12 protein-coding genes are annotated in these 11,787 nt (G+C 72.6%); 5 read left to right on the forward strand and 7 right to left on the reverse strand.

The genetic code is table 11. The features are described 5' to 3' along the window. Positions 1 to 10: 10 nt before the first annotated feature. From HCC30_RS25645 to HCC30_RS25665, 5 genes are all read right to left on the reverse strand, one after another. The gene (locus HCC30_RS25645; protein ID WP_169445161.1) at positions 11 to 907 is read right to left on the reverse strand and encodes a universal stress protein; all 897 of its coding nucleotides are present in this window, start codon (positions 905 to 907) and stop codon (positions 11 to 13) included. Between the two features lie 80 nt (positions 908 to 987). Next, positions 988 to 2,022: an NAD(P)-dependent alcohol dehydrogenase gene (locus HCC30_RS25650; protein WP_169445162.1), complete on the reverse strand. Its 1,035-nt coding sequence runs from the start codon at positions 2,020 to 2,022 to the stop codon at positions 988 to 990. Between the two features lie 134 nt (positions 2,023 to 2,156). Further along, entirely contained in the window at positions 2,157 to 4,667 is a 2,511-nt protein-coding gene (locus HCC30_RS25655) for an ATP-dependent Clp protease ATP-binding subunit (protein WP_169445163.1), read from the reverse strand. Positions 4,668 to 4,835: 168 nt separating this feature from the next. Then, positions 4,836 to 5,603, reverse strand: coding sequence for a glutathione S-transferase family protein (locus tag HCC30_RS25660; RefSeq protein ID WP_169445164.1), 768 nt, complete (start codon positions 5,601 to 5,603; stop codon positions 4,836 to 4,838). A gap of 440 nt (positions 5,604 to 6,043) precedes the next feature. Continuing rightward, the gene (locus tag HCC30_RS25665) at positions 6,044 to 6,223 is read right to left on the reverse strand and encodes a hypothetical protein (protein WP_169445165.1); all 180 of its coding nucleotides are present in this window, start codon (positions 6,221 to 6,223) and stop codon (positions 6,044 to 6,046) included. 215 nt (positions 6,224 to 6,438) lie between these two features. Here HCC30_RS25665 and HCC30_RS25670 point away from each other — a divergent pair, with 215 nt between their 5' ends. Then, positions 6,439 to 6,681, forward strand: a complete 243-nt coding sequence (locus HCC30_RS25670) for a DUF397 domain-containing protein (protein WP_169445166.1) — start codon at positions 6,439 to 6,441, stop codon at positions 6,679 to 6,681. Between the two features lie 178 nt (positions 6,682 to 6,859). Beyond that, the gene (locus HCC30_RS25675) at positions 6,860 to 7,771 is read left to right on the forward strand and encodes a helix-turn-helix transcriptional regulator (protein ID WP_169445167.1); all 912 of its coding nucleotides are present in this window, start codon (positions 6,860 to 6,862) and stop codon (positions 7,769 to 7,771) included. Positions 7,772 to 7,910: 139 nt separating this feature from the next. Here the strand turns inward: HCC30_RS25675 and HCC30_RS25680 are convergent, their stop codons facing one another. Continuing rightward, positions 7,911 to 8,765 (reverse strand): SAM-dependent methyltransferase, encoded by an 855-nt coding sequence (locus HCC30_RS25680; RefSeq protein ID WP_169445168.1) that lies wholly within the window; start codon positions 8,763 to 8,765, stop codon positions 7,911 to 7,913. 187 nt (positions 8,766 to 8,952) lie between these two features. Beyond that, positions 8,953 to 9,429 carry an ATP-binding protein gene (locus HCC30_RS25685; RefSeq protein ID WP_169445169.1) on the reverse strand — a complete coding sequence of 159 codons (477 nt, stop codon included), beginning with the start codon at positions 9,427 to 9,429 and terminating at the stop codon, positions 8,953 to 8,955. A gap of 207 nt (positions 9,430 to 9,636) precedes the next feature. On the opposite strand from HCC30_RS25685, the gene HCC30_RS25690 reads away from it, so the two are divergent. Genes HCC30_RS25690 through HCC30_RS25700 form a run of 3 tightly spaced genes read left to right on the forward strand, consistent with a single transcriptional unit; the run spans position 9,637 to position 11,647 of the window. Beyond that, a complete protein-coding gene (locus HCC30_RS25690; protein ID WP_169445170.1) occupies positions 9,637 to 10,494 on the forward strand; it encodes a helix-turn-helix transcriptional regulator in 858 nt (285 codons plus the stop codon). Between the two features lie 4 nt (positions 10,495 to 10,498). Then, positions 10,499 to 10,783, forward strand: coding sequence for a DUF397 domain-containing protein (locus tag HCC30_RS25695; protein ID WP_169445171.1), 285 nt, complete (start codon positions 10,499 to 10,501; stop codon positions 10,781 to 10,783). A gap of 21 nt (positions 10,784 to 10,804) precedes the next feature. Then, positions 10,805 to 11,647 carry an SAM-dependent methyltransferase gene (locus tag HCC30_RS25700; protein WP_169445172.1) on the forward strand — a complete coding sequence of 281 codons (843 nt, stop codon included), beginning with the start codon at positions 10,805 to 10,807 and terminating at the stop codon, positions 11,645 to 11,647. Positions 11,648 to 11,787 lie beyond the last annotated feature (140 nt).

The following is an 11,787-nucleotide window of genomic DNA, read 5'->3' on the forward strand; positions in this document are numbered from 1 at the left end:
GCGGCGTTCCTCAGTCGGCGGGCACGAGGACCACGGGGCAGTGCGCGTGGTGCAGCACCGCGTGGACGACGGGCCCGAGCTGGAGTCCGAGCCGGCGCTGCCGCCGGCGCGGGGTGGTCAGGACGACGAGGTCGGCGGCGCGGGTCGCCTCGATCAGCGTCGCCGCGGGCGGCCCGCTCTGCTCCCGCCCCTTGACCCGGACGTCCGGGTACTGCTCCCGGAGCGGGGCGACGGCGGCGCGGACGAGTTCGGTCGCGGCCTGCCTGGCGCCGGCGTCCTCGCTCGGGGGCACCGGGATGTTCGGCGGCATCGGCGGCCGCGACCAGGCGTGCAGCACCCGCAGCGTGGAACCGGTGCGCTGCGCCTCGTCGAAGCCGAAGCGGACGGTCTCCGTCTCGGCCGGGGAGCGCACGCCCACCAGGACGGTGCCGCGCGCGGTGGCCTCCTCGACGGAGCGCTCGCCACCGACGACCATCAGCGGGCCCTGGCAGTGCGCCGCGGCGCGGAGGCTGACGGAGCCGACCAGCAGCCCGGCGAAGCCGCCGTGCCCGCGGGTGCCGACGACGGTGAGGGCCGCGGTCCTGCTGGCCTCGACGAGCGCGTCCGCTGCGCCGGACTTCGACTCGACGCGCGGGAACACGTCCAGCTCGGGCGCCCGTTCCCGGACGCGGGCGACCGCCGCGTCGACGACCTCGGCCGCGGCCCTGCGCAGCCACTCGGTGTCGGTCTCGGTCACGGGCACGGCCGAGCGCTTCGGCCAGCCCGCTCCGCAGAGGACCTCCAGTTCGGCCTTACGAGCCCGCGCCTCCAGCACGGCCCGGTCCAGGGCCGTCTGCGCCTGCTTCGATCCGTCGATACCCACCACGACACGGTTCGTCCTGCCGGTGCCACCGGACTGGTCACTCATCGTTCGTCAGCTCTCCCTCGGCTCGCTCGGCTCGCTCGCGTGCGTCCCCAGTGTGCGTGACGTGCGGGGCGGCTGGCAGCTCAAGGGACAATCACGGCCCTGCCGTTGATGTTTCCGGACGTCAACAGCTCGTAGGCGCGCGGTGCTTCGTCCAGCGAGAAGGTCTCGACGTGGATGTCGAGCACGTCCTGCCGGGCCAGTTCGATCAGTTCGGCGAACTCGGACCTGGTCCCCCAGTACGGCGAGCGGACGGTGGTCTCGTGCGGCAGCGTCCCGAAGCCGACGGGGAGCGCGCCGCCGCCCAGGCCGACGACGGTGACGTCGCCCTCGACGCCGACGCTCTTCCCGGCGAGCGCCACCGTGGGCGGCGCTCCGACGAAGTCGAGGACGACGCTCGCCCCGACGCCGCCGGTCAGCTCGCGGATGCGGGCCGGTGCCTTGTCGTCGGAGAGCAGCGCCTCGTGCGCCCCGACGGTGCGGGCGAGTTCGAGCTTGCCCTCGGTGACGTCGAGGGCGATCACCCGGCTCGCGGTCATCGCCCGCAGCAGCTGGATGCCGACGTGCCCGAGCCCGCCGGCCCCGATGACCACGGCGGTGCTGCCGGGCACGAGCTTGGCCAGGGACAGCTTCACCGCGTGGTACGGGGTGAGCCCCGCGTCGGTGAGCGGCACGGTGGTGACGGGGTCGAGGTCGCCGATCGGGACGAGGTGCCTGGCGTCGTCGACGAGCAGGTACTCGGCCATGGAGCCCGGTTCGCCCAGGCCGGGCGGGAAGATGCGCTCGGCGTCGGCGCGCAGGCAGTAGTTCTCCTTGCCCTGCGCGCACATCCGGCACACGCCGCAGCCCCACGGCCCGTACACGGCGACGGAGTCGCCCACGGACACCCCGCTCGCGCCCGGACCGAGCGCGGCGACGGTGCCGACGCCCTCGTGCCCGAGCGTTAGCGGGAGAGGGAAGGACAGCTGGTCCGCGGTCATCTCCATGACGGCGATGTCCGAGTGGCAGGCCCCGGCCGCGGTGACCTTCAGCAGCACCTGCCCCGGCCCCGGTTCCGGGTCCCGGACGGTGACCACGACGGGCGCCGCGCCGACGCTGGGGTACTGAAGTGCCTTCATGGACGATGCTCCATCTCCGGACGACTCCACGCATTATGTCCGAGTCGCGGGGGTTCCGCGCCCCGTAAAAGGGGCGCGGGGAACTGCGCGATCAACCACCCGCGCACCGGCAGCCGACGACGCACCCGCAGCCCCTACCCGGTGGTCTCCCCTGCGGCCCCGCCGCCGCTCCGCACCCGGCACACCAGCGAGTCCTCGTCCACGTCCACCACCACCGTGTCCCCCTCCGACGCCTCCCCGCTCAACAGCAGCCCCGCGACCCGGTTGTCCAGCTCCGTCTGGATCGTGCGGCGCAGCGGGCGGGCCCCGAACTCGGGGCGCGTACCGTGCGCGACCAGCAGCTTCTTCGCCGCCTCGGTGACCTCCAGGCCGATGTCCTGGGACCGCAGCCGCCGGACGCTGCGGTCCAGCAGCATGTCCAGGATGCGGGTCAGGTCCGCCTCGGTGAGGCCGTGGAAGATGATGATCTCGTCGATGCGGTTGAGGAATTCGGGCAGGAAGCGCCCGTTCAGGTCCTCCATCAGCTGCTCGCGGATCTCGTCGACCCGTCCCTCGTGGGCGAGGATGCGCTGGGCGCCGATGTTGCTCGTCATGATGACGACGGTGTTGCGGAAGTCGACGGTCCGGCCGCGGGCGTCGGTGAGCCTGCCGTCGTCGAGCACCTGGAGCAGCGCGTTGAAGACGTCCGGGTGTGCCTTCTCCACCTCGTCGAACAGCAGCACGCTGTACGGCTGCCGCCGCACCTTCTCGGTCAGCTGGCCCGCCTCCTCGTGGCCCACGTAGCCGGGCGGCGCCCCGACCAGGCGGGAGACGGTGTGCTTCTCCTGGAACTCGCTCATGTCGAACCGGACGAGCCGCCCCTCGTCGCCGAACAGCAACTCGGCCAGCGCCTTGGCCAGTTCGGTCTTGCCGACGCCGGTCGGCCCGAGGAAGAGGAAGGAGCCGACGGGCCGGTCCGGGTCGCCGAGCCCCGCGCGGTTGCGCCGTACCGCCTGGGCGACGGCCGTCACCGCCTCGTCCTGCCCGACGACGCGCTCGTGCAGCGCGTCCTCCAGCTTCATCAGCCGCTCGCGCTCGCTCTCGGTGAGCTGCGCGACGGGGATGCCGGTGCGGCGGGAGAGCACCTCGGCGATGTCCTCGGCGGTCACCGACATCACGCCCTCGCGGCGCTCCTCGACCCCGGCGAGCTCCGCCTCCACCCCGGCGATCTCCTCCCGCAGTTCGGCCGCGCGCTCGAAGTTCTCGGCCGCGATGGCCTCGTCCTTCTCGCGGCTCAGCTTGGCGATCCGGTCCTCGCGGGAGACGACCTCGGTGGAGCGGCCCAGGGAGCGCAGCCGCACCCGGGCGCCCGCGGTGTCCATCAGGTCGATGGCCTTGTCGGGCAGGAAGCGGTCGGTGACGTACCGGTCGGAGAGCACCGCCGCCGACTCCAGCGCCTCGTCGGTGAACCTGACCTGGTGGTGCGCCTCGTAGGAGTCCCGCAGCCCGTCGAGGATCTGCACGGTCTCCTCGACGGTCGGCTCCGGGATGGTGACGGGCTGGAACCGGCGCTCCAGCGCGGCGTCCTTCTCCACGTGCCGCCGGTACTCGTCCAGCGTGGTGGCGCCGATGACGTGCAACTCGCCGCGGGCGAGCGCGGGTTTGAGGATGTTCCCGGCGTCCATCGACCCCTCGCCGCCCGATCCGGCGCCGACGACGGTGTGCAGTTCGTCGATGAACAGGATGGTGGAGTCCTCCGCCTCCCGTACCTCGTCGATGACGGCCTTGAGCCGTTCCTCGAACTCGCCCCGGTACTTCGAACCGGCCACCAGCCCCGTCAGGTCCAGCGCGATGACCCGCTTCCCCTTGAGCGTCCCGGGCACCGTGCCGGACACCACGCGCTGCGCGAGCCCTTCGACGATCGCCGTCTTACCGACGCCGGGCTCGCCGATCAGCACCGGGTTGTTCTTCGTCCGGCGGGAGAGGATCTCGACGGTCTGCTCGACCTCGTCCGCGCGGCCGACGACGACGTCCAGCCGCCCGGTGCGCGCCTCCTCGGTGAGGTCGCGCCCGTACTGGTCCAGGGTCGGGGTGTCGCTCGGCGCCGCCTCGCCGGACGGCGCCTCGGTACGGCTCGCGGCGACCGCGTCCCGGCGCAGCTTCGCCGGGTCGGCACCGTACGCGTCCAGGAACCTGGCCGCACCGGAGCTGTCGTCGGTGACGAGCGCGGCGAGGATGTGCTCGGGCCCGATGTACGAGACGCCGGCCGCGCGCGAGTGGGCGTGCGCCGAGGTCAGGACGCGTTTGGCCGAGGGCGTCAGCCCCGGCTCGGAGGAGGCGGCGCCGCTCTCGCCGGGCAGGGCCTCGGCGATGCTCGCGGCGAGCCGGTCGGGGTGGGCCCCGGCCCGCGCCAGCGTCGACCGCACCGGCTCGGTCTGCGTGCACGCCCACAGCAGGTGCTCGGTGTCCAGGTCGGGGCTGCCGTCCTCGCGCGCCCGCGCCTCGGCACGGGCGATCAGCTCCCGCGCGGAGTCCGTCAGCAGCTCGCCGATGGGGACGCGCTGCATCGCGGGCGGCGAGGACACGGGGGACATTCCGAAGAACCGGTTGAGGAGCTCGGAGAACGGGTCGGGCGAACCGAACGAGCCGTACGGGGACATGGCCATGAGCGGAGCCTCCCGGGGTGCGGCGCCCGGCACTGCCACCGGCGCCCGGCGTGGGACACGTCTCGCCCCACTAGAACAGCGCCCGAAAACCTCCGCAAAAGCACCGCCGGTCGGCTCCGCACCGGCGCCTGGGAGCGCGTCCACGGAGCCGGGCCCGGCGGGAAGGCGTCACCGCACCGGCGTTCCGGGGCGCCCGGCGGGTCCCTCGTTCTGGGGGCGCGGGGGCGTGCGCCGGGGCGCATCACCGCGGAAGGCGGGGTGCGTCCGCGCCAGACGCTGCCGGTACGCGTCGAGTACGGGCCGCTCCCCCGGCGCGGGCAGCCGGGACCACAGGTGCACGTCGGCGGCGGTCAGCGTCTCGCCCAGCAGGTGCCCGCGCCCGGCCAGCCGCCGCTCGGCCTCCCGCAGCCCCTCGTCCCCGCACTCCTCCAACAGCGCCTCGAAGCGCGCGATGTCCCTGGTCAGCGCGGCCGGGAACAGCTCGGGCCCGGTACCGGTGCCGAAGCAGCCCGCGAGGTCGCGCACGATGTCGGGCGCGTGGTTGCTGACGATCCGCCCGCTCCAGCCGTCCCCGAGCACGGGCGCCGCGAACGGCCCCTCGCACCGGTGCCGGGTCGCCTCGTACAGCCCGCGCAGCACGGGGTGCCCGGCGTCGGGGGCGGCCGGGGGCAGCAGGGTGACGGGCAGGACGGCGTCGAGTCCGAGGAGCCGGTGGGTGACGGCGATCCGGACCGAGGCGGGCCCGGGCGGCGCCAGGTACAGCCGGTACCGGTGCGGCGCGGCGTGGAACCCGCTGCCGGGACGGCTGCCGATCCGGCCCCGGAACACGGGGGCACGACGGGCGGGCGGGACGGGGCGAACGGCGGCCGCGGCGGGGCCGGTTGAGGCGGCAGAGGCGGCGCGGGGGGACGTACAGCCGGGCAGGGCAGTGGACATGACTCTCCCTCAGCGGGGCGGATGACCGGATGTCGTACGCCGGGTGCTCCGGCGTCCGCCCTACCTCGCGCTGGCGACGCGCAGGAGGTCGATGTGCCGGCGGGAGGTCAGCAGCCAGCCGCGGGCCGCGGCCGGCGCGGCGGCGGGCCGGGAGAGCCATGGCCGGGCGAGGGGGAGGGAGTTGGGGAGGGTTGCACGCCGGAGCGCGCACGGGAGGGTGCGCGCGGGTGCAGGGCGGGGCCCGTGTCCGGGCCGCGGCCTCGCACCGTCCATGGCAGTCCACCGATCCGTCCGGGACGCCCCGCGTGCCGTGGCTGCGCCGGGGCCTCTTCGGATTGTCGGCGCCGCCGGTTGCCCGGTCAACAGCCGGGCAGGGGGCGGCCCTTCAGGACGCCGTCACGCCGTGGGGCGGGACGGGGCCGGGGCCGGTCAGCGGCCGGTCAGGCGCCGGATCTGCGCGCGGAGCCGCAGGTGGGACGCGATATGTCCCGGAGCCAGGAGGGCTGCTGGGCGATCTCGAGCAGGAGCAGCAGGCGGGTGAGCGGGTCCTCCCACGCGTACTCGGTCTGATCTCCCTCGGGGCCCGCGGAAGCGACGCGGTCGGTGCCGTATGGCGTCATCAGAACTCCAGAGCGCGAGACGGATGATCTTGAACTCCGTGTCCTCGCCCGCAAGTTGGGGGTCTAGTTCAACTGCGCGGGTCATTCTGGCGGAAGCGTGCTTACGGGTGCAAGCACGTCTGCAATTACAGATGCAAGAACGGGAAGCTGTGGCACAGTGAGTTCCATCAGGACCTGATGACCGGAACTCCCAAGGAACTGACGGAGAGGCGCACATGCACATCCAGAACGGCATCGAGGCCACCCGACTCCACGACGTCACCTGGCGGAAGAGCGCGCGCAGCAACCCCAACGGGAACTGCGTCGAGCTCGCCGGGCTGCCCGACGGCGGCGTGGCGGTGCGGAACTCGCGCCACCCTGCCGGTCCGGCGCTGATCTACACCCCCGCGGAGATGACCGCCTTCATCCAGGGCGCGAAGGACGGCGACTTCGACGACCTGATCACGGCGGGCGACTGACCACTGCCCACCCACTCGAACCCCAACTCAGCGACTCTGGCCAGCGCGTGAGAATGTGCCCCGGTCATGAGGCTCTGCCACATGACCGGGGCATCCGCAACCAGCAAGGCTGTACGGTCCCTTCGCGAGGTGGGACACTGAGCGCCCAGCCCATTACTCAGCGGAGCAAGGACAGGTGATGGCAGCACAGTCGGAAGACGAGATGTCGGTCGGACGCCTCCTCGAGCACCCCAGGGGCGGTCCCACCATCCTGCGTATCGTGCTCGGTACGCAGCTTCGTCGGCTGCGCGAGCAGTGCGGCATCACACGTGAGGCCGCCGGGGACGCCATCCGCGGTTCCCACGCGAAGATCAGCCGCCTGGAACTGGGCCGGGTCGGCTTCAAGGACCGCGACGTCTCGGATCTGCTGACGCTCTACGGCGTCTCGGACCCGGAGCGGCGCGACGAGTACCTCGAACTGGCACGCCAGGCCAGCACCGCCGGCTGGTGGCAGAAGTACAGCGACGTGATGTCGCCCTGGTTCGACAGGCTGCTCGGCCTGGAGGAAGCCGCCTCGGTGATCCGGATGTACGAAGTCCAGTTCGTACCGGGCCTGTTGCAGGCCCCCGGGTACGCGCGTGCGGTCGTCCGCCTCGGGCATCCGCGCGCCTCGGAAGAGGAGATCGAGCGGCGGGTGAGCCTGCGGCTGGAGCGGCAGGCGGCGCTCCGCAAGGAGCACGGGCCGAGGCTGTGGGCCGTCATCGACGAGGCCGCGCTGCAACGGCCGCTCGGTGGCAAGGAAGTGATGCGGGAGCAGATCGAGCACCTGATCAAGGTGTCCGAGGAGCCCAACATCACCGTGCAGATCGCCCCGTTCCAGATCGGCGGTCTCGCCGCGGCCGGCGGGCCGGTGACGATACTGCGGTTCCTGGAGCCCGATCTCCCGGACATCGTCTACCTCGAACAGCTGACGTCCTCGCTGTATCTGGAGAAGCGCGAGGAGGTCGAGAACTACATGGTCGTGATGGACCGGCTGTGCGCCACGTCCGAACCACCGGTCAACACCGCCGGGTTCCTCCGGCGGATACTTGAGCAACTCGACGGGGCCTGAACCGCCCCGCACGTCCGGCAGTCCCTCCCCCACACGTCTTCCGGCGCAGGACCGCACTGGACCCCTGATGCCCGGCAGACCCTGACGCACCACCGGTGTACGTCAGGGCCCGCCGGGCATCATGTGTGTCCGCGGGCGCTCAGGGCTTCCTGGCCACGCCGCCGAACTCGTACCACTCGTCGGTGGGTTCCTTGTGGATCAGGTCCGAGTCGCGGCGCCAGTCGTTGATCCAGCCGAGCCCGGGTTCGAGCACGTCCAGCCCGTCGAAGTACCGCGCGACCTCGTGCGCCTCGCGGACCCTCCCCCACTGGCCGCCGGTGCTCTCGTCCATGAAGGACGTGACCGAGTCCCGGATCTCCCGGTGCGGGCTGACGAGTTGGTTGACGACGACGAAGCTGCCGGACGGCACCCGCTCCAGCACCCGCCCCAGCACCTCGGCCGGACCGCCGCGCTCCGAGTCGTCCGGGATGCAGTGCATCGCGGAGACGAACAGCGCCGCGACCGGCTGCGCCGGGTCGATCAGCCGCTCCACCTCGGGGTGGCCGAAGATCCCGTCGGTGTCCCGCATGTCGGCCTGGAGTACCGCGGTGTTGGTGTTCTCCTCCAGCAGGGCCCGGCCGTGCGCGAGGACGATCGGGTCGTTGTCGACGTAGACGACCCGCGCCTCCGGGTCCACCCGCTGTGCCACCTGGTGCACGTTGTCCTGCGTGGGCAGCCCCGAACCGTGGTCGAGGAACTGCCGTACGCCGTACTCCCGCGCCAGGACGTCCACCACCCGGCGCAGGAAGCTCCGGTTGTTGAGCGCCAGCGGGCGCGTACTGGGAACGACCTTGTCCAGCTCGGCGACGGCCAGCCGGTCCACCTCGTAGTTGTCCTTGCCGCCGAGGTAGTGGTCGTACATCCGGGCCACACTGGGGGTGTTGACGTCCACCGACTCCGGTGCGGCACCCCCCACGACCCGGTCGCCGCCCCCCGCGGTCCTCTCATCCGGCATGCGCGCCTCGCTGTCTCACCGTCTCACGCGTACACGATCCCCCCGCGCGGACAGCATCCCACGCCGGCCGCTCTCGACACCACGTCAACTGCGTTTTCCCGCAAGGAAATACGAGCACCGCACGGGGTGAACGAGAGCGGACCGGCGGGGGATCAGGGGAGGGCGAAACGCTCGGGGGCGCCGTGGATCAGGGGACGGCGAGGCTCAGTTCGGCCCAGACGGTGCGGGCAGGGTGCTCGCTCGCGTGCACGCCCCACTCCTCGGCGACGGCACCGACGAGCTGGAGCCCGCGGCCGTTGACGTCGCCGGGCTCGGCCTCCCTGGGGGTGACCTCGGCGTCACCGCCCTCGTCCACGACCTCTATGCGCAGCCGCTCGGAGCAGACCCGGAGCCGGCAGCGGATGCGCTCGCTGTCGGTGTGCAGCAGCGCGTTGGTGAAGAACTCGGAGACGACGAGCTGAGCCGTGTGCCCGAGGTCCTCGGGCAGGCCCCAGTGCTCCAGGCGCCCGCAGACGCGCTCGCGGGCCTGCGCGACGGCGGACGCCTGCGCGGGGAGGTCGAAACCGTCGTGGCGCACGTCCGCCGCCTCGCCCTCCGGGCCCGGACGGGCCGAGGGCAGGGTCGGATTCGGCGCGGGAAGGGTCGCGAACGGATCGCCGTCCATCGGGGCCTACCGGCCGAGCGCGGGGACAGTGCGCCGCGTCGGCACACGGGGGCTCATGAACTGCATCACGCTCCACACTATGCGCGGTGCACATCACATCTGGCAAGAGGAGTTCTGCAAATTGCAGAATCGGAAGTGCAGTCTGGCTGCCGCAGTCCGGCCGTGGCACACTGCCTACCGCGACAAGTCCAGTAAGGGGAGGCAGAGATGGCGGAGGGGCGGGCCGCGCCGACGGTGGGGCAGATGGTCCTCGGCCTCCGGCTGCGCGATCTCCGCGAGGCCGCGGGATGCACCTTCACGGACGCCGCGCATGCGCTGAGTGTCAACACGACGACCGTGCGTCGCATGGAGAAGGCCGAGGTCGGCCTCAAGCCGCCGTACGTGGAGAAGCTGCTCAAGACGTACGGCGTTCCGGCCGGCGACATCGCCGACTTCCTCGACCTCGTCAACGAGGCCAACCGGCCCGGCTGGTGGCACCGCTTCCGCGACGTGCTGCCGCCCTGGTTCAGCCTCTACGTCAGCCTGGAGGGCGAGGCCGGACTCATCCGCGCGTACGAGCCGCACTGCGTGCCCGGGCTGCTGCAGACCCCGGACTACGCGCGCGCCCTGCTGCGCGCCGGCTTCCCCAACGCCCCGGAGAAGGAGCTCGATCGCAGGGTCGCGCTGCGCATGGAGCGTCAGGAGCTGCTGCGCCGCCCGGACGCGCCCCGGCTCTGGGCCGTGCTGGAGGAGCAGGTGCTGCGGCGGCACGTCGGGGACGCGTCCGTGATGCGGGAGCAGATCGACCACCTCGTGGACGCCACGGCGACGCCGAACGTCACGCTCCAGGTCCTGCCGTACAGCGCGGGCCCGCACCCGGGGATGTTCGGGCCCTTCCAGCTGTTCCGGTTCGACATCCCGGAGCTGCCCGACATCGTCTACACCGAGTCCCTGACCGGCGCCACCTACCACGACGAACGTGCCGACACCGCCGCCTACCTGGAGGCCCTCGACCGGATGGGCGCGCAGGCCGCGCCCGCCCACCGCACCGCGACGATCCTCGCCGACCTGCGCAAGGAGTTCTGACGAGATGCGCCACGACAGGGTTCACAGCACGGGCCACGTGTACAACGGCATGCCGGCCGGCCAGCTGGGCAGCGAGGGCTGGCACAAGCCGTGGAGCGGGCCGAACGGCGGCAGCTGCGTCGAGGTGATGAAGCTGCGGGACGGCAGGGTGGCGCTCCGGCAGTCGACGGACCCCGAGGGCCCCGCGCTGATCTACACCCCGCACGAGATCGAGTGCTTCATCCTCGGCGCCAAGCGCGGCGAGGCCGACTTCCTCCTCCACCAGGCCGCAGTCGCGCCGCAGCCGTAGCGCACGCAGACGGAGAGACCGATGACCGGACAGCGTCAGGCGACCCAGACCGCCCTCGCCGCGGGGAGCGACGCGACGCGCCCGCATCCGGCGCGGGTGTACGACTGGTTCCTCGGCGGCACCAGTCACACCGAGGCCGACGCCCGCGCGGGCGAGGCGGTGCTGGCGGCGATGCCCGTCACCCGTACCGCGGCGCTCGCCAACCGGGACTTCATGACCCGGGCGACCCGGCTGCTCGCCTCCAGGCTGGGCATCCGGCAGTTCCTCGACCTGGGCTCCGGCATCCCGACCGAGCCCGCGCTGCACCGGGTCGCCCAGTCCGTGGCCCCGGACGCGCGGGTGGTCTACGCGGACAACGACCCCGTCGTCCTGGAGCACGCGCGCCGGCTGGTCTCCGGCGCCCCCGAGGGGACGGTGGCCTGCGCGTACGCGGACGTCACCGACCCGGACAGCGTGCTGGACGCGCCCGAGCTGAGCGACACCCTCGACCTGGGCAGGCCGGTGGCGCTGTCCGTCAACGCGGTGCTGCACTTCGTGACCGACGACCGGCAGCCGTACGCGATCCTGCGGACGCTGCTCAGCGCCCTGCCGGCGGGCAGCTGCCTGGTGCTGACGCACGCGACGGCCGACTTCCTCGACGACGGGGCGCTGCACGCGGCGCAGTCCGTGCTCGGGATCTGGGCGGAGAGCGGGTCGCCGGTGCGGCCGCGGAGCGCGTCCGAGGTGGCGCGGTTCTTCGACGGGCTGCGGCTGATCGGTCCCGGCATCGTCCCGCCGCACCTGTGGCACCCGGACGGCCCCCTTCCGCCGGAGCTCGGGCGGACGTCGATCCCGGGCTACGCGGGCGTCGCGCGCAAGCTCTGAGCGCCGCCCCGTTCTCGCGAACCCCCGCTCCCCCGTGTTCCGTTGGCGTTGACAGGGCGGGCGCCGCACCCCGAGGATAAGCAACCGCTTAGCATGGCCGGTGCGCCGCGACGCTGCGACGGGCACCCGGCCACCGCACG

The organism is Streptomyces sp. HNM0574, assembly GCF_012726235.1.
GTDB lineage: Bacteria > Actinomycetota > Actinomycetes > Streptomycetales > Streptomycetaceae > Streptomyces.